This is a genomic window from Bradyrhizobium genosp. P (assembly GCF_049949265.1).
In the GTDB taxonomy this organism is placed as follows: domain Bacteria; phylum Pseudomonadota; class Alphaproteobacteria; order Rhizobiales; family Xanthobacteraceae; genus Bradyrhizobium.
The window spans coordinates 6,688,878-6,705,930 of sequence record NZ_CP188195.1 but is presented as its reverse complement, the minus strand read 5'-3'; the positions used below and the strand labels follow the sequence as shown (position 1 = coordinate 6,705,930).

The 17,053-nt window shown below is 64.4% G+C and carries 14 protein-coding genes; 6 read left to right on the top strand and 8 right to left on the bottom strand.

From position 1 onward, the window contains the following. Positions 1–3: 3 nt before the first annotated feature. The gene (locus ACP2YO_RS32185) at positions 4–1,227 is read right to left on the bottom strand and encodes a cytochrome P450 (protein WP_426435160.1); all 1,224 of its coding nucleotides are present in this window, start codon (positions 1,225–1,227) and stop codon (positions 4–6) included. A 209-nt stretch (positions 1,228–1,436) separates the two neighbouring features. On the opposite strand from ACP2YO_RS32185, the gene ACP2YO_RS32180 reads away from it, so the two are divergent. The 6 genes from ACP2YO_RS32180 to cnbZ all read left to right on the top strand — a co-directional run bounded on the left by ACP2YO_RS32180 (position 1,437) and on the right by cnbZ (position 8,563). Then, positions 1,437–1,970, top strand: coding sequence for a phosphonopyruvate decarboxylase (locus ACP2YO_RS32180; protein WP_426435159.1), 534 nt, complete (start codon positions 1,437–1,439; stop codon positions 1,968–1,970). Then, positions 1,967–2,557 (top strand): thiamine pyrophosphate-dependent enzyme, encoded by a 591-nt coding sequence (locus tag ACP2YO_RS32175; RefSeq protein ID WP_426435158.1) that lies wholly within the window; start codon positions 1,967–1,969, stop codon positions 2,555–2,557. Before ACP2YO_RS32180 ends, ACP2YO_RS32175 begins: the two co-directional genes overlap by 4 nt. A 65-nt stretch (positions 2,558–2,622) precedes the next feature. Then, positions 2,623–3,324 carry a TetR/AcrR family transcriptional regulator gene (locus ACP2YO_RS32170; RefSeq protein ID WP_426435157.1) on the top strand — a complete coding sequence of 234 codons (702 nt, stop codon included), beginning with the start codon at positions 2,623–2,625 and terminating at the stop codon, positions 3,322–3,324. 1 nt (position 3,325) lies between these two features. Further along, a complete protein-coding gene (locus ACP2YO_RS32165) occupies positions 3,326–4,519 on the top strand; it encodes an efflux RND transporter periplasmic adaptor subunit (RefSeq protein ID WP_426435156.1) in 1,194 nt (397 codons plus the stop codon). A gap of 87 nt (positions 4,520–4,606) precedes the next feature. Next, entirely contained in the window at positions 4,607–7,714 is a 3,108-nt protein-coding gene (locus ACP2YO_RS32160; RefSeq protein WP_426435155.1) for an efflux RND transporter permease subunit, read from the top strand. A gap of 105 nt (positions 7,715–7,819) precedes the next feature. After that, on the top strand, positions 7,820–8,563 hold the full coding sequence (gene cnbZ / locus ACP2YO_RS32155) for a 2-amino-5-chloromuconate deaminase CnbZ (protein ID WP_426435154.1): 744 nt from the start codon (positions 7,820–7,822) through the stop codon (positions 8,561–8,563). Between the two features lie 185 nt (positions 8,564–8,748). Here the strand turns inward: cnbZ and ACP2YO_RS32150 are convergent, their stop codons facing one another. From ACP2YO_RS32150 to ACP2YO_RS32120, 7 genes are all read right to left on the bottom strand, one after another. After that, positions 8,749–9,636 carry an ABC transporter permease gene (locus ACP2YO_RS32150; RefSeq protein ID WP_426435153.1) on the bottom strand — a complete coding sequence of 296 codons (888 nt, stop codon included), beginning with the start codon at positions 9,634–9,636 and terminating at the stop codon, positions 8,749–8,751. Positions 9,637–9,640: 4 nt separating this feature from the next. After that, on the bottom strand, positions 9,641–10,582 hold the full coding sequence (locus ACP2YO_RS32145) for an ABC transporter permease (RefSeq protein ID WP_426435152.1): 942 nt from the start codon (positions 10,580–10,582) through the stop codon (positions 9,641–9,643). Between the two features lie 31 nt (positions 10,583–10,613). Next, the gene (locus ACP2YO_RS32140; protein ID WP_426443365.1) at positions 10,614–12,125 is read right to left on the bottom strand and encodes an ABC transporter substrate-binding protein; all 1,512 of its coding nucleotides are present in this window, start codon (positions 12,123–12,125) and stop codon (positions 10,614–10,616) included. A gap of 37 nt (positions 12,126–12,162) precedes the next feature. Then, positions 12,163–13,257 (bottom strand): ABC transporter ATP-binding protein, encoded by a 1,095-nt coding sequence (locus ACP2YO_RS32135; protein WP_426435151.1) that lies wholly within the window; start codon positions 13,255–13,257, stop codon positions 12,163–12,165. After that, positions 13,254–14,243: an ABC transporter ATP-binding protein gene (locus ACP2YO_RS32130; RefSeq protein ID WP_426435150.1), complete on the bottom strand. Its 990-nt coding sequence runs from the start codon at positions 14,241–14,243 to the stop codon at positions 13,254–13,256. Before ACP2YO_RS32130 ends, ACP2YO_RS32135 begins: the two co-directional genes overlap by 4 nt. Continuing rightward, positions 14,240–14,950 carry a DUF1028 domain-containing protein gene (locus ACP2YO_RS32125; RefSeq protein ID WP_426435149.1) on the bottom strand — a complete coding sequence of 237 codons (711 nt, stop codon included), beginning with the start codon at positions 14,948–14,950 and terminating at the stop codon, positions 14,240–14,242. Before ACP2YO_RS32125 ends, ACP2YO_RS32130 begins: the two co-directional genes overlap by 4 nt. Before the next feature lie 220 nt (positions 14,951–15,170). Beyond that, complete coding sequence (locus ACP2YO_RS32120; protein ID WP_426435148.1) at positions 15,171–16,976, bottom strand: gamma-glutamyltransferase family protein; 1,806 nt, start codon at positions 16,974–16,976, stop codon at positions 15,171–15,173. Between the last annotated feature and the right edge of the window lie 77 nt (positions 16,977–17,053).

Genomic DNA, 17,053 nt, shown 5'->3' with positions numbered 1-17,053 from the left:
GGATCACGCGTCGCGCCGGCACGGTACGCTGAGGAAGCCGCGGAAGCGGACGCGGCCGCCGCGCACCGGCTCGCCATCGAGTACGTAGTTTGGCAAGCGTGCCAGGAAGCGCGAGATCGCGACCGCGCCTTCGAGCCGCGCCAGCGCCATGCCTGCGCATTGATGCGCGCCGGTGCCGAAGGCGAGATGGCGGTTCGGCGCGCGCGCAACGTCGAAATTCTCGGCATCGGGGAATTGCGCGGGATCGCGGTTGGCGGCGCCGATGCACAGCGTCACCAGCGTACCCGGCGGCAGCTTCACGCCGCCGAGTTCGAGATCATCGACTACCATGCGGTTGCCGAGCTGGTTCGAGCTCTCATAGCGCAGCATTTCCTCAACCGCGGTCTTGATCAGGTCGGGCTGCTCGATCAGGCGCGTCTTCTGCTCCGGATAGTTCAATAGCGTCACGAGCCCGTTGCCGATCAGATTGGTCGTGGTCTCGTGGCCGGCATTGAGCAGGAAGATGCAATTGTGCAGCAGCTCCTTTGCCGTCAGGCGTTCGCCATTCTCTTCGCCCTGGATCAGCCGCGTCAGGACATCGCGTTCGGGATTGCCCGGCCTGGCGCGGCGGCGTTCGACCAGTGTTTCGAGATAGGCGAGGAAGTCCTTTACGGCGGTGTTGCCGCGCTCGAACACCTCCTTGCCGATCACGGGCTCCAGCGCGCCGAGGATCGCCAGCGACCAGTCGCGCAACGGCTCGCGTTCGTCGTGCGGCACGTCGAGCAGGTTGCCGATCACCTCGACCGGGATGGCTGACGCGAAATCGCCGATCAGCTCGAAGCGGTCCTTGGCGGCGATGCGGTCGAGCAGGGAATCGACCAGCGCGATCAGATCCGGCTCCATGCCGGCGATCGCGCGCGGCGACAGCGCGCCCATGATCAGGCGCCGCACGCGGGTGTGCGCAGGCGGATCGTTGAAGACGAGGCTTGTGGTGTGGTGCTCGTAGAGCAGGGAGTTGCCGTATTTGGGCAGGAACTCCTTCTTCTTGTCCGAGCAGAACGCCTTGGTGTTCTTGTAGGCCGTGACCAGATCGTCGTAGCGGGTCAGGAAATAGCAGCCGTTCGGGAGGCGCTTGACCGGCGCGTTCTCTCGCAATGCACGATAGGTCGGGTAGGGGTTGGCGTAAAATTCCGGCATCAGATGTTCCAGATCGAACCCGTCAGCCAGCTCGCGCGCGTGCCCGTTCATGCCGGAGTTTCCAACCCTTATTAGTTTCACCTGCAACTATCGTAAGCCGCTTGCCGATGCCGCGCAACACAATTTGCGGTGCGTGCGCAAGCCTGCACTGCGGCGCGATGCGGTGAGGAAATCGCAGAGCCATATGCGGTTTTGCGCTTTGATGAAAAGCGCCGGCCCCTCTACAGTCGCGGCCAAACAATCTGTGACTGGAAACGCCGATGCATGCCCGCGCCGAAACTGCGGCCTCCTGGCCCGAGGAGATCTTTGCGATATTGCAGCGCTTCGACGTGCGCCAGGTTCCCTATGTGCCGGATGCCGGCCACTCGGAGCTGATCGAGCGCGTGCTGGGCTCGTCGTCGATGAGGGGCGTCTCGCTGACGACCGAGGAGGAGGGGGTTGCGCTGCTCGCGGGCGCCTGGGCCGGCGGCCAGCGCGGCGTGCTGCTGATGCAGTCGAGCGGGGTCGGCAATTGCATCAACATGCTGTCGCTGACGCAGATCTTCCGCTTGCCGTTCCTGACGCTGGTTACGATGCGCGGCGAATGGGGTGAGTTCAATCCCTGGCAGGTGCCGATGGGTTCGAGCACCCAGGCGGTGTTCGAATTGTCGGGAATCAAGGTGCTGCGTGCCTCGCACCCCGGCGAGGTCAGCGAGGTCGTCGAGGCCGGTGCGGCGCAAGCCTACAACGCCTGCACGCCGACCGCCGTTTTGCTGTCGCAGCGCCTGATCGGGGCAAAGGTCTTCACCAAATGAGCAAAGCCAACCTCCTCGACCGCCGCGCCGTCGTTGCGCAACTGCTTAGGGATCGCAACGGCGCCATCGCCGTCGGCGGCCTCGGCGCCTCGACCTACGACATCGCTGCCGCCGGCGACCACGACCGCAACTTCTATCTGTGGGGCGGCATGGGCGGCGCCGTGATGATCGGGCTCGGGCTTGCGCTGGCGCAGCCGACGCTGCCGGTGGTCGTGATCACCGGCGACGGCGAGATGCTGATGGGCATGGGTAGCCTTGCCACCGTCGGCCTGCAGAAGCCGGCCAATCTCTCGATCATCGTGCTCGACAACGAGGCCTATGGCGAAACCGGGGGTCAGGTCAGCCATACTGCTGCTTATGCCGACCTCGTGGGGGTTGCCAAAGCCTGCGGAATCAAGGACAGCAGGGCGATCAGCACGATGGCCGAGGTCGAGGCTTTTGCTTCGTTTTTGCAGGACGTTACGACGGGACCCCGGTTCGCCAGCGCGAAGATCGACGGAGCCAATCTGGAGCGGGTGCTGTCGAGCCGCGACGGGACCTACACCGTCAATCGGATCAGAGGGTCTCTCGGACACACTCCGATATAAAATGACTTTCGCGGTGCAGTAGAACCTTGACATCCGTTAAGGTGAGTGATTACTCACGATCCCAAATGTCAACCTTACGCATGACGAGTGACTTGCGGCGTCAGTTAATCCTGAGCGCCGCCAAGCGGTGTTTCGCCCGCAACGGCTTTGCCGGCACCACGACCAAGAGCGTGGCGGCCGCGGCTGCCATTTCGGAAGGGCTGTTGTTCAAGCACTTCCCGTCGAAGGCTGCGCTGTACGCCGAAATCCTCGCCGAAGAGTGCGAGGCGGATCCCGATCTCGCGCATCTGCTCGGCCAGGAGCCTTCCACCGCGACGCTGGTCGAGCTGGTGCAGGGCATGGTGGGTCACTTCATGCAGCTTCGCGACGCGCCGGATCAGGAAGAGGCGCAGCGGATGCGGCTGATGGTGACGAGCCATCTCGACGACGGCGAGTTTGCGCGGTTGCTCTACGACAAGGTCGGCAAGCTGATCGGGCCGGCCTTCGCTGCTTCGATCGAGCGCGCGGTCACAGCGGGCGACGCCTCGCAGATCGGTGAAGAGCCGCTCAATTTGTTCTGGTTCGCTCATCACACCGTGCTGATGGGGGCGCTGACGCAGCTCCCTGCGACACCGTGTCTCGCCTACGGCGATGCTGCCGCCGCCGAACGGCAGCTTTGCCAATTTATCCTGCGCGGTATCGGGTTGACCGACGCCGCCATCGCTACCCATTTGGGCCGCCAGCCGTCACCGAGTCAGGGACCGTCGGTAACTGCAGAAAGTGCATGACATGAATATTCAGACCGAAAGCCATATCGCAGGGCAACCGCTCAGGGAAAAGCAGGCCAAGCGCCCCGTCCGCATGGTGCGCTGGTTCATCATCGTGGCGCTGCTGCTGGCGGTGCTGGTCGGCGGGCTGGTCGGCTTCAATGCCTTCCGCAGCCATATGATCGCACAGTTCTTTGCCAACAATAAGCCGCCGCCGTCGAATGTGAGCGTGGCCACGGCAAAGTCCGAGGTGATTCCGAACCTGCTGACCGCGGTCGGCGATCTCGTCGCCGTGCATCAGGTCAACGTCACCACCGACGTGTCGGGCCGTATCACCGACATCCTGTTCATGGCCGGCAGCCATGTGAAGGCGGGAACGCCGCTCGTGCAGCTGTTCGATGCGCCGGAGCAAGGCGACCTCGCCAGCTTCAAGGCGCAGGCGATTGTCGGCGAGCAGCAGCTCGACCGCGCCAAGCAACTTGCGGCGCGCCAGTTCGGGCCGCAATCGACCGTCGACACCGCACAGGCGACTTACGATCAGGCCAAGGCGGGAATCGCCAAGACCGAAGCACTGATCTCGCAGAAGCTGGTGCGCGCGCCGTTCGAGGGTGACCTCGGCGTGCGTATGATCGAAGTCGGCCAGTACCTGACCGCCGGGACCCAGATTGTGTCGCTGACCGATCTGTCGGTGCTGTACGCGAACCTGACCGTGACCGAGAAGCAGAGTTCGCAGGTCAAGGCCGGCCAGATCGTGCGTATCGCGGTCGATGCCTATCCGGGCAAGACCTTCGAGGGCAAGATCACGACCATCGAGCCGCAGATCGCGACCGACACCCGCAACATTCGGGTGCAGGCGACGATCCAGAATCCCGACAGCATCCTCAAGCCCGGCATGTTCGCGACCGCCACGGTCGTGCTGCCCGAGAAGCCGGCGGTCGTCACCGTTCCGGAAACGGCTGTCGACTACACGCTGTACGGCGACTCGGTGTTCCTGATCACCGAGAAGAAGGGCGATGACGGCAAGACGACGCTGACCGCGGTGCGCACCTTCGTGAAGACGGGCAACCGTGTCGAAGGGCGTGTCGAGATCCTCAAGGGTCTGAAGCCCGGCGACCAGGTCGTCGCCGTCGGCCAGATCAAGCTGCAGTCGGGGATGCCGGTCGCGATCTCGACTGATCCGGCACCGCCGATTCCGGCCGAGCCGCCGCGCTACTGACGCGATCCGCTTAAGATCAGGAGGGCCGATTGCGGCCCTCCGCCATGCGCTGCCTTGAATGGCAGACAACAAAGAATAGAGTTGGCGATGTCCTTCACTGATCTTTTCATCAAGCGCCCGGTGCTGTCGGTCGTCGTCAGTCTGCTGATCCTCCTGATCGGCCTGCGCGCGGCGATGGTGCTGCCGATCCGGCAATATCCGAACCTGTCGAACACCGTCGTGACGATCACCACCTCGTATCCCGGCGCGTCGCCCGAACTGATCAATGGCTTCATCACCACGCCGATCGAGCAGGCCGTCGCCTCGGCCGAGGGCGTCGACTACATGACGTCGAACTCGGTGCTCGGCACCTCGACGATCCAGGTCTTCGTCAAGCTCAATCACGATCCGAACCAGGCGTTGACCGAGGTGCTCGCCAAGGTCAACTCGGTGAAATATTTGATCCCGAAGGAAGCGTTCGACCCGGTGGTCAGCAAGGCAACGGGTGACACCATCGCGGTGATGTATCTCGGCTTCTCCAGTGAAGAGCTGACCGGATCGGCGATCTCGGACTATCTGACCCGCGTCGTGCAGCCGGTGCTGTCGACCGTCGATGGCGTCGCCTCCGCCGACATCCTGGGCGGCCAGACCTTTGCGATGCGGGTCTGGCTCGATCCGACCCGGATGGCCGGGCGTGGCGTATCGCCCAACGACGTGGCGGCCGCGATCGCCGCCAACAACTTCCAGGCGGCCGCCGGCCAGACCAAGGGCTTCTTCATCGTCTCCAACGTCTCGGCCAACACCGACCTTCAGAATATCGATCAATTCAAGCGGATGATCGTGAAGTCGAAGGACGGCGGCTTCGTGCGCATCGAGGACATCGCGACCGTAGAGCTTGCCGCGCAGAGCACGGATGCCAGCGTCGCCTTCAACGGCGAGCATGCGATCTTCATCGGCATCAAGGCGACGCCGCAGGGCAACCCGTTGACCCTGGTGAAGGGTGTGCGCGAACTGTTCCCCAGCCTCGAGCGTAACCTGCCGCCGTCGATGAAGATGAAGGTGGCCTACGATTCCACCAAGTTCATTCAATCGTCGATCGACGAGGTCGAGAAGACACTCTCGGAAGCAGTCTTGATCGTCGTCGTCGTCATCTTCCTGTTCCTGGCGTCGTTCCGGTCAGTGATCATCCCCGTCGTCACCATTCCGCTGTCGCTGATCGGTGTCTGTATCCTGATGCTGGCCGCCGGCTTCAGCTTCAACCTGCTGACGCTGCTGGCGATGGTGCTGGCGATCGGCCTCGTGGTCGACGACGCCATCGTGGTGGTGGAGAACATCCATCGCCATCTCGAGGAGGGCCTGCCACCAGTACAGGCATCGCTGAAAGGCGCCCGCGAAATTGTCGGCCCCGTCGTCTCCATGACGATCACGCTCGCGGCGGTGTACGCACCGATCGGCTTCCTAGGCGGCGTGACCGGGACGCTGTTCCGCGAATTCGCCTTCACGTTGGCCGGCTCGGTGATCGTGTCGGGCGTGATCGCACTGACGCTGTCGCCGATGATGTGCTCGGTGTTCCTCAAGAATACGGAAGAGGGGCGTTTTGCCAAGCTGGTCAACCGCGTGTTCGGCGCGATCACGCGCGCCTATGGCCGCCAGCTCGACCGTTCGCTCGACTACCGCCCGATCACGGCCCTGTTCGCGCTGACCATTTTTGGCCTCGTGGGCTTTCTCTTCATGCACACCCAGAGCGAACTGGCGCCGCAGGAAGACCAGGGCATCGTGTTCGCGGTGACCAAGGCGCCGAAATACGCCAACATCGACTACATCGATTTCTACGGCGACAAGATGGACAAGGAGTTCCAGAAGTTTCCCGAGACCGACCTGCGGTTCATCCTGAATGGCATTACCGGTCCGCAGGGCGGCTTCGCGGGCATGCTGCTCAAGCCGTGGGATGAGCGCAAGCGTTCGGCGCAAGCGATACAGCCGCTGGTTCAGGCGGAACTGTCCAAGATCGAGGGCGTCAGCGCGTTCGCGTTCAGCCTGCCGCCGTTGCCCGGCGGACCCGGCGGTCTGCCGGTCCAGATGGTCATCAGCTCGACGGCCGGGTTCGAGCAAGTGTTCGACCAGATGAACAAGCTGAAGGATGCGGCGCGCAAGAGCGGCCTGTTCATTGTCACCGATAGCGATCTCGACTTCAACCAGCCGGTGGTCCGCGTCAAGGTCGACCGCTCCAAGGCGAGCGATCTCGGCATCACCATGCAGTCGGTCGGCGGCGCGCTGGCGACGCTGCTCGGCGGCAACTACGTCAACCGATTTAATCTGGAGGGACGCTCCTATCAGGTGATCCCGCAGGTGCCTCGCGTCAGCCGGCTCGCGCCGGAATCGTTCGACAACTACTACGTCCCGACCGCGACCGGAAAGCTGGTGCGGCTGTCGACGGTGGTTTCGGTCGAGACCGGCGTCGATCCGAACGCGCTGACCCATTACAATCAGCTCAATTCGTCGACCTTCCAGGCCGTCCCGATGCCGGGCGTCTCGATGGGGCAGGCCGTTGACTTCCTGACAGGCGAAGCCAAGAAGCTGCCGGCCGGCTTCACCTACGACTTCCTCGCTGATTCCCGGCAATATGTCCGCGAAGGCGGTCAGCTGCTTGTCACCGGTATATTCGCAGCGATTATCATCTTCCTGGTGCTGGCCGCGCAGTTCGAGAGTTTGCGTGACCCTTGCGTGATCATGATCAGTGTGCCGATGGCTATCGTTGGGGCGTTGATTCCGTTGTTCTTCGGTGTCGCGACCATGAACATCTACACCCAGGTAGGCCTGCTGACGCTGGTCGGACTGATCACCAAGCACGGCATTCTTATGGTGGAATTCGCCAACGAGCTGCAGCTCAACGAGGGACTGGACCGCCGTTCGGCGATCGAGATGGCTGCCCGCATCCGTCTGCGTCCGATCCTGATGACGACGGCGGCGATGGTGACCGGCCTGCTGCCGCTGCTGACGGCCTCGGGCGCCGGCGCCGCCAGCCGTTTCTCGATCGGTCTCGTTATCGTCGCCGGCATGACGATCGGCACGCTGTTTACGCTGTTCGTGCTGCCGGCGGTCTACATGACGATCGCGACCGACCACCAGGCGGCGGCCGGCTCCGAGCGGGCCAAGCAGATCGCCGATTTCGATCTCGGCGGCGGCGGTGGTCACGGCGCACTGAAACCGACCTGAGCCCTCCAAGCTCATGCTCGCAGCAAAGGCGGCAGTGGCGAAAGCCATTGCCGCCTTTTCTTTCTGCCATGATATCGTCGGCTCGCAAGATCTGGAGGAACAGACATGGTGAGCGACTTCGCGGCTGGCAATTACCGGTTCATTCCCGCCGTCTTCCAATATTCAAGCGGCGCGCAGGCGAGCCCCGGCTATGAGATCGAGCGGGTGCGGTTCGATCAGCTGATGCCGCTCGCCGAAGGCTTTGCGCGGATCGCGGCCATCATCCAGGGCGCCGGCCGACCGCTGACATCGTTCTGCGCCTGTGAATTGCGCTCGCCCGCCGCCTTCACCGAAGACGGCTTCCGCGCCTTCAACCAGCATTACGTCAAGACGCTCGCCGAATGGGGCCTGTTCGACGGCACCACCAATCCGGTGGCGCGCAGCAATGTCTGTCTCGAGATCGATCCACCGTCGGAGCCGTCGTTCTACGCGTTCTCGTTCACGCGGCCGAACGCGAACGCATCGCCGTCCTTCGTGATCGCGGGCGGCGCGGAGGCACGCGGCGGCGCCGGCAGCTATCCGGAGCGCATCGTGCGCTATCGCGACCTCAGCCCGGACGGATGGCGGGACAAGGTTCGCTTCACCACAGGCGAGATGGAGCGCCGCCTTGCCGAATTTGGCTTCACCTGGAAGGAGACGGCCAATGTGCAGGCCTACACTGTGCACGACATCCATCCCGTCATCGCCGACGAACTGGTCCGCCGCGGCTCCACGCGCTCAGGCCTGACCTGGCACTTCGCCCGCCCGCCGGTGGTCGACCTCGAATACGAGATGGATTGCCGCAGGGTGCTCCGGGAAGTGGTGATTTGATCTGTCGAGGCGGCCACTCTCCAATCCGTCATCCTGAGGTGCGAGCCTTGCGGTGCACTTGCACCGCTGGGCGAGCCTCGAAGGATCGACGGCCACCGGCGGGGCCGTGCATCCTTCGAGACGCTGTTTCGCAACTCCTCAGGATGACGGGGAGCGATAGGCGCTCGCGGTGAAAGTCTGCGTGCCTACCGCGCCTTCGGGTCCAGCGCGTCGCGCAGGCCGTCGCCGATCAGGTTGAACGACAGCACGACCAGGAAGATCGCGAGCCCCGGCCAGATCGCCATCCAGGGCGCGTTGGTGAGGAAGCGCTGCGCGGCGTTGAGCATGCTGCCCCAGGACGGCAATGGCGGCTGCTGGCCAAGGCCGAGGAAGGAGAGCGCGGCCTCGGCGATGATCGCAGCCGCGATCGAGAGCGTCGCCTGCACCAGGAGCGCCGGCATGATGTTCGGCAGGATGTGGAACAACGCGATGCGCCAGCGCGGATTGCCCATGGCGCGCGCCGCCTCGACATAGTCCTCGACCTTGACGGCCATCACCTGGCCGCGGGTCAGGCGGATGAAGACCGGCGTTGCGGAAATGCCGATCGCGATCATCGCATTGCCGAGGCTCGGGCCGAGGAAGGCCGCGAGCGCGATCGCGAGGATCAGGAACGGGCAAGCCAGCATCGCATCGGTGATGCGGCCGATCAGCGCGTCGATGAAGCCGCCGCGATAGCCCGCGAGCAGACCGAGCGGGACGCCGATTGTGAGAGCGATGCCGACCGAGATCAGGCCTGCAAGCAACGAGGCGCGGGCGCCGAACACGACGCGGGCCAGCACATCGCGGCCGAGATCGTCGGTGCCGAACCAGTGCTGCATCGACGGCGCCTTGCGTACCAGCGACCAGCTCGTTGCGATCGGATCGTAGGGCAGGATCAGCGGCGCCGAGATCGCCAGCAGGGCGAAGATCGCGATCACGATGAGACCCGCGACCGCGCCCTTGCGCTTCATCAGCCGCCGCCAGGCGCGCCGGGCCGGGCTCTCCAGCTCCTCTGTTGCGGCGAGGGCGATCGTGCCGAGGGCGGTGCCGGTCATGGTGTCAGCCCCTCAGCCGCGGGTTGACGAGGACGTAGGCGATGTCGGCAATCAGATTGAGCGCGATGTAGATCGTCGCCGTGGTCAGCACCACGCCCTGCACGACGGCGTAGTCGCGGTTGAACACGGCGTCGACGATCAGCTTGCCGAAGCCCGGGATCGAGAAGATCTGCTCGGTCAGCACCGCGCCCGACAACAGCGTGCCGAGTTCGAGCGCGCCGAGCGTGATGATCGGGGTCAGCGCATTGCGCATCGCGTGCTTGAGGATCACCGAGCGCTCGGACAGACCCTTGGCGCGCGCGGTGCGGACATAATCGCTTTCGAGCACCTGCAGCATGGCGCTGCGGGTATGCCGCATCAGGACCGCCGCGATCGCGTTGCCGAGCACGAAGGCCGGCATGATCGACGCGGCGAGGCTGGCGCGCCAATTCTCCGTCAGCGGCACGTAGCCGGAGGCCGGCAACCAGCCGAGTTCGATCGAGAACAGGAAGATCAGCATGATGCCGAGCCAGAAGTTCGGCGTCGAGATGCCCCACAGCGCGAACAGATTGGCGCCGTAGTCCCAGGCCGTGCCTTTCTTCACCGCCGAAATGATGCCGGCGGGGATGCCGATCAGGAACGCGATCACGATAGCCATGCCGGCGATCTGCATCGTCACCGGCAGCTTCTGCGCGATCAGGCTCAGCACCGGCATCTTGTTGCGCAAGGACTCGCCGAAGTCGCCCGACAGCACGCCCTTGATCCAGTAGACATATTGCACCGGTATCGGCTGATCGAGGTGATACTGATGACGGATTTGCTCGATCACCGCGGGGTCGCGTTCCTCACCGGCCATCACGAGCGCGGGATCGCCCGGCAGCAGATGCTGCAGCGAGAAGATCAGGACCGAGACGAAGAACAGCGTCGGGACGATCTGGACCAGCCGCTTGGCAAGAAAGTTCAGCATCGTCAGCCCCGCATGGCGTGCGTCAATGCAATCACTTCAGCTTCAGTCCGATAACGCGCACGATGCCATCAGGCATCTGCGCGTAGCCTTCGAGCTTCTTGGTGTGGGCGATCAGGATCTTGCGGTGCATGATGTAAATCAGCGGTTCGTCGTTCAGAACGATCTTGGTCAGCTTTTCATAGATCGCCTTGCGTTGCGCCGGATCGGTGACGAGGCGGGCGTCCTCCATCGCCTTGTCGGCCTCCGGATTGGAATAGCCGCCGTCGTTCTGCGGCGCCTTGCTGTGCAGGAAGACGTAGGAGTTGCCGTCGGGATCGATCCGTCCGCTCCACGGAATCTGGAAGACCTGGAACTCGCCTGCCTGGGCCTGCTTGAACGAGGTGGCAAACTCGATCACGCGGATCTTCAGGTCAAAGCCGGCTTCGGCTGCCATCGACTGGATGACTTGCGCGACCGCCTCGTTCTCGGCCCCCTTGGTCACCATGTAATCGACTGACACCGGCGGCGTGACGCCGACCTCCTTCAACAGCGCCTTGGCCTTGGCGACGTCGCGCGGCCGGATCGGGAATGCCGACTGGTAGTAGGGATGTTGCGGGCTGACCCACTGGTTGCCGGGCGTGAACTCGCCGTTGAACACGACCTCGTTGATCGCCTGCCGGTCGATCGAGAGATCGAGCGCCTGACGCACCTTCTCCGATTGGCTGAGCGGCCCCTTGGCCTTGTCGTTGGCGATGTTGATCGACAGGCCCCAGTACCCGAGCTCGAGTGCTGTCGACAATGTGAGATTGGAATCGGCGCGCACCGTCTTGATGTCGGTCGCCAGCACGCGCTCGATCAGGTCGAGTCCGCCGGATTTCAAATTGGCGAGCCGCACGGTGGCGTCGACGATCGGCAGGTAGACGATGCGGTCGATGAAGACGTTGTCCTTGTTCCAATAGTCGGCGAACTTCTCGAACACGATGCGGTCCTGCTGCACCCGTTCGACGAATTTGTACGGCCCGGCGCAGACCGGATGCAGGCCGAACTTGTCGCCTTCCTCCTTTGCCGCCTTCGGCGATACCATCATGCCGGCGCGGTCGGTGAGCTGTGAGATCAAGGGCGAGAACGGGGTCTTCAGCACCAGCTTGATGGTGAGCGGATCGACGACCTCGACGTGATCTACGCTGGCAAGCTCGGACTTGCGGAACGAGGTCGCCAGCGTCATGTGGCGCTCCAGCGAGAATTTCGCAGCTTCCGCGTCGAACGGCTCGCCATCCTGAAACTTGACGCCGGGGCGGAGCTTGATCGTCACTTCCTTGCCGTCGGCCGAGGTCTCGTGCGAGAGCGCGAGCTGCGGCACGATGTTGAGCTTCGCGTCGATGTCGAACAGCTTGTCGCAGAAGGCGGCGAACACGATGCGGCCGACATAGGTGCGGGCGACCGTCGGATCGAGTATATCGGGGTCCTCAGCAAGACCGATACGCAGAGTGGTCTGGGCCTGAGCTTGGCTTAGGACGCTGGCGCCGAGCGCCAGCACCACGGCGGTCACCACCTTCAGAAACATCTTCATCGCACTGCTCTCCCCAATTTCACGCGCCGGCCTATGTCCCGACTGTTCCAACCTCGGAACGTCCGGCCCCTTCCGCAGGCGCGCTGAAGGCCGCGACCAATTTTTCCAGCACCGGCGAGAAGCCGCCATCCGACGGAACGATCGTATCGGCCGGCGGCAGCTCCGCGGTCCGGTGACAGGCCGTTGCATGTCCGGTGCCATCTTGGTCGAGCTGCGGCACCTCGGCGCGGCAGCGCGCGATCGTATAGGGGCAACGGGTGTGGAAGCGGCAGCCGGAGGGCGGATCGAGCGCGCTCGGCATGTCTCCCTGCAGCACAATGCGGCTGCGTTTCGCCTTCGGTTTAGGCACCGGGATCGCCGACAGCAGCGCGCGGCTGTAAGGATGGCGCGGCGCGGCGAATAGCGCCTCGGCGTCTGCGGTCTCGACGATGGTGCCGAGGTTCATTACCGCGACGCGGTCGGCGATGTGTTTGACCACCGCAAGATCGTGCGAGACGAAGATGTAGGCGAGCTTTAGTCGATCCTGCAGGTCGCGCAGCAAATTGAGGATCTGCGAGCGGATCGAGACGTCGAGCGCCGACACCGGCTCGTCGCAGATGATCAGCTTCGGCTCGACCGCGAGCGCGCGGGCAATCGCGATGCGCTGGCGCTGGCCGCCGGAGAATTCGTGCGGGTAGCGCCGCGCAAAGCGCGGCTCGAGCCCGACCAGACGCAGTAGCTCCTCGACCCGTTCGCGGCGCCGTGCGGGCGGTACCAGTTCGTGCAGCGCCAGCGGCTCGGTCAGGATCTGGCTCACCGTCATGCGTGGATTGAGCGAGGCGTAGGGGTCCTGGAAGATGATCTGCGCATCGCGGCGGAAGGCGCGCAACTGCGCGGCATTGAGCGTGCCGAGATCGCGGCCGTCGAAGCTGATAGTACCGGCATCCGGCTCGATCAGCCGCAGCGCCAGCCGGCTGACGGTGGATTTGCCGCAGCCGGATTCGCCGACCAACGCCAGCGTCTTGCCGGCGTCCACCGTGAAGCTGACACCGTCGACCGCCTTCACGTGAGCGGTCGGCCGGCCGAACACCGAGCGCGCGGCGACGAAATGCTTGACCAGGCCGTCGACCTCGAGCAGCGCGGTCATGACACCAGCCGTTCCAGCGGCGCCCTGATGCAGCGGGAGGCGTGGGTTGCGCTCAGAATCGCCAGCGGCGGCGGCGCCTTCGTGCAGCTGTCTTCAACGAAGGGGCAGCGTGCGGCGAAGCGGCAGCCTGCGGGCGGGTTCGCCATGTTCGGCACCATGCCCTCGATGGTGGCAAGATGCGAGGTGCGGCGGTCGAGCCGCGGGATCGAGCCGAGCAGGCCGACCGTATAGGGATGCTGCGGATTGGCGAACAGCTCGTCCACGGCTGCGCGTTCGACGATCTCGCCGGCATACATCACCGCGACCTCGTCGCAGACTTCGGCGACGACGCCGAGGTCGTGGGTGATCAGGATGATCGCAGCATTGCTGGCGTCCTTCAGCTCGCGCATCAGATCGAGGATCTGCGCCTGCAGGGTGACGTCGAGCGCGGTGGTCGGTTCGTCCGCGATCAGAAGCTGCGGATCACAGGCCAGCGCCATCGCAATCATCACGCGCTGGCGCATGCCGCCGGACAGTCTGTGCGGATAGTCGTCGATGCGCTTGTCGGGCGAGGGGATGTGGACACGGCGGAGCAGCTCGATGGCGCGCTCGCGGGCGCTGCGCCGCGAGCCGCCGCGGTGACGCAAAATGGTTTCGACGATCTGGTCGCCGATCGTGAAGCTCGGATTGAGCGAGGTCATCGGTTCCTGAAAGATCATCGCCAGCCGATTGCCGCGCAAATCGCGCAGCGTCTGATCCGGCACGTCGAGCAGATCGAAGCCGTCGAAGCGGATCGCGCCGGAAACATCAGCGGATTGCTTCGGCAGCAGCCCCATGATCGCGAGCGAGGTCACGCTCTTGCCGCAGCCGGATTCGCCGACCAGACCGAGCGTTGCGCCCTTGGCGACGCTGAGGTCGACCTGGTCGACGGCATGCGTGGTGCGGCCATCGTCGCCGTGGAAGATGACGCGCAGGCCCTCGATCTCGATCAGCGGGCCCGCCGTCATCCTTGGCTCTTCGTTGCGGCGTCGATGGTGGCGTCAATGATCGCGCGGTCGGTGATCCCGGCGGGATTGTCGCGGGTCGGCATGAACTTGCGGAAATGCACCCAGCGCTCACGGCTGACCGCCTCCAGCCGCTCCAGTTCGCGCAAGGGATCCGTGTGGTCGTCGACGCGCAGATCGAGATCGGACCATTCCTCCGCGCCGTGGATCAAAAGCGCCGCCGATTGCTTGCCGCGCTTGTCGCCGCCGGCGGCCTCGCCGGCGAGCATCGCCTTGATCAGCCGTTGCGCGAACGGCAGCGTTTCACTGGCGGCATAAGCTTTTGCGGTGTCGTCGAGCACCGCGGGACCAACCAGCATGTTGCCGGCGATCGAAAAACCATCGCCCGAGATGTTGCCGAACCAGTCGACGCAGTCCTTGCCGGAATGTGCTGACATGCGGCCCTTGGTGTCCATGACATGCACCTGCCGGCTCTCGCGGCCGCTATCTGCGGCGAGCAGCGTGGCGATGACGTCATGTGGGCTGGTGCCGTCGCGCAGCAGTGCGATGCCGTCGATGCCGTAATAGGGATTGACCATCGCCTGGGTCGCGATCGCGCCGATGCCGGCCGCGATGTAGGGCACGCGCGCGCCGACCGCGAAGAACCGCGTCGCGACGGCGATGCCGAACTGGCCGGTAGCGCTGTCGCGGGCGATGATCGACCAGGTCATCTCACGTCTCTTCACCCTCTCCCCGCTCTTCGCGGGGAGAGGGTGGGGTGAGGGGCTGGTTCGGCGAAGACGATAAAAATCGAGTTCGCCGAGACTCCCCCTCACCCGGATCGCATCTTCGATGCGATCCGACCTCTCCCCGCAAGCGGGGCGAGGTGGAGTTTGCGGCTCGCTCTGAGGTTCGATGCGACGTCATCATGCCCTGGCGATCATCTCGTCTCTAGCGGCCCGCTGCGTAGCCCTGCATGCCGCGCGGGTTGGCGGCGGCGCGGCGGCGGGGGCCGACTTTCGAGGCCGCGGTGAGGCGGCCTTCGGACCAATCCGGGCCAATCTCCACGACATGGCCGCGACGTTTCAATTCGTCGATGGTCGATTTCGGCACGCGATTTTCCAGCACCAGCACGCGGGGTCGCGCGGTGCGCGGCCAGAACGAGATCGGGAAATGCTCGGAGTGCCAGGCCGGCGCGTCGATCGCCTCCTGCAGGTTCATCTTGGCGTGGACATGGCGCAGGAAGAATTGCGTGATCCACTGATCCTGCTGGTCGCCGCCGGGCGAGCCCCATGAAAGATACGGCTCGCCGTCGCGAAGCGCCATGGTCGGCGACAGCGTCGTACGCGGACGCTTGCCGGGCGCGAGCGCAGCGGGGTGGTTTTCCTCCAGCCAGAACATCTGCGCGCGGCTGCCGAGGCAGAAGCCGAGCTCTGGAATCACCGGCGAGGACTGCAGCCAGCCGCCGGACGGCGTCGCCGAGATCATGTTGCCGTCTTTGTCGATGATGTCGAAATGTACGGTGTCGCCGCGCACCTCGCCGAAGCGGCCGACCGTCGGCTCGCCGGCCCCCATGGCGCCGACCGCCTCGCGATGGCCTTCGGCGCGGCGCAGCTTGACGACGGCGCCGAAGCCCTGGACCGAGCCGGGAACGAAGTCGAGCGACGCCTTGTCCTTTGAGATCAGCTTGCGGCGCTCGTCATTATAGGCGTCCGACAGCAGCGTCTGGATCGGGATCTCGGTGAATTTGGGATCGCCGTAGAACGTCTCGCGGTCGGCATAGGCGAGCTTGGCGGCTTCGATCTGCAGATGGATGAAGTCGGGACCGACAGGGTCGAGCCCGTCGAGGTCAAAGCCTTTCAGCAGTGCGAGCTGCTGCAGCATCACCGGGCCCTGGCTCCAGACACCGGCTTTCTGCACGGTGTAGCGGCCGTAATCATAGGTGAGCGGCGCCTCGATGGTCGGCTGCCAGCGCGCCATGTCATCGGCGGTCAGCACGCCGCGATGCGGCGAGCCCGAGACGTCCATGACCTCCTGCGTGCGGCAGAATTTGTCGATCGCCTCGGCGACGAAACCCTTTGACCAGGACTGCCGCGCACGCTCGATCTGCGCGACGCGGTCGCCGCCGGCGCTTTCGGCCTCGTTGAGGATGCGGGTGTAGGTCTCGGCAAGTTTCTTGTTGGTGAAGATGGAGCCGGGCTTCGGTACCTCGCCATCAGGCAGATAGACATCAGCCGACGTGGTCCAGTATTTCCGGAATAACTGCTCGACGGTCTGGATGGTGGCGGCGGCGCGCTCGACCAGCGGATAGCCGTCGCGCGCATAGATGATCGCCGGTTCCAGTACGTCGCGCAGTCTCACAGTGCCGTAGTCGCGCAGCAGCAGCATCCAGGTCTCGAATGTGCCGGGCACGCAGGCGGCGAGCAGGCCGGTGCCGGGCACCATCTCGAGGCCTTCACTGCGGTAATGCGCGATGGTCGCCTTGGCCGGCGCCGGACCCTGGCCGCAGATCACCTCGGTCTTGCCGCGCTTGATATCGTGCACGATCACAGGAACATCGCCGCCGGGGCCGTTCAGATGCGGCTCGACCACCTGCAGCGTGAAGGCGGCCGCGACGCCGGCGTCGAAGGCGTTGCCGCCTTTCTCTAATATCCCCATGCCAACCGCGGTGGCGATCCAGTGCGTCGAGGTGACGACACCGAATGTGCCTTCGATTTCAGGCCGGGTGGTGAACGGATCGGGATTGATGTTGCTCATGACAGTCGATTATCCGGGCTTCCTAGCGCGCGCACTTGATCACAGGCGGGCTGGGATGCCAACCGTCTGGTGGACAT

Coding starts and splice junctions, on each gene's coding strand:
- ACP2YO_RS32185 (WP_426435160.1), bottom strand. CDS start 1,227: ATGAACGGGCACGCGCGCGAGCTGGCTGACGGGTTCGATCTGGAACAT.
- ACP2YO_RS32180 (WP_426435159.1), top strand. CDS start 1,437: ATGCATGCCCGCGCCGAAACTGCGGCCTCCTGGCCCGAGGAGATCTTT.
- ACP2YO_RS32175 (WP_426435158.1), top strand. CDS start 1,967: ATGAGCAAAGCCAACCTCCTCGACCGCCGCGCCGTCGTTGCGCAACTG.
- ACP2YO_RS32170 (WP_426435157.1), top strand. CDS start 2,623: ATGTCAACCTTACGCATGACGAGTGACTTGCGGCGTCAGTTAATCCTG.
- ACP2YO_RS32165 (WP_426435156.1), top strand. CDS start 3,326: ATGAATATTCAGACCGAAAGCCATATCGCAGGGCAACCGCTCAGGGAA.
- ACP2YO_RS32160 (WP_426435155.1), top strand. CDS start 4,607: ATGTCCTTCACTGATCTTTTCATCAAGCGCCCGGTGCTGTCGGTCGTC.
- cnbZ (WP_426435154.1), top strand. CDS start 7,820: ATGGTGAGCGACTTCGCGGCTGGCAATTACCGGTTCATTCCCGCCGTC.
- ACP2YO_RS32150 (WP_426435153.1), bottom strand. CDS start 9,636: ATGACCGGCACCGCCCTCGGCACGATCGCCCTCGCCGCAACAGAGGAG.
- ACP2YO_RS32145 (WP_426435152.1), bottom strand. CDS start 10,582: ATGCTGAACTTTCTTGCCAAGCGGCTGGTCCAGATCGTCCCGACGCTG.
- ACP2YO_RS32140 (WP_426443365.1), bottom strand. CDS start 12,125: ATGTTTCTGAAGGTGGTGACCGCCGTGGTGCTGGCGCTCGGCGCCAGC.
- ACP2YO_RS32135 (WP_426435151.1), bottom strand. CDS start 13,257: ATGACCGCGCTGCTCGAGGTCGACGGCCTGGTCAAGCATTTCGTCGCC.
- ACP2YO_RS32130 (WP_426435150.1), bottom strand. CDS start 14,243: ATGACGGCGGGCCCGCTGATCGAGATCGAGGGCCTGCGCGTCATCTTC.
- ACP2YO_RS32125 (WP_426435149.1), bottom strand. CDS start 14,950: ATGACCTGGTCGATCATCGCCCGCGACAGCGCTACCGGCCAGTTCGGC.
- ACP2YO_RS32120 (WP_426435148.1), bottom strand. CDS start 16,976: ATGAGCAACATCAATCCCGATCCGTTCACCACCCGGCCTGAAATCGAA.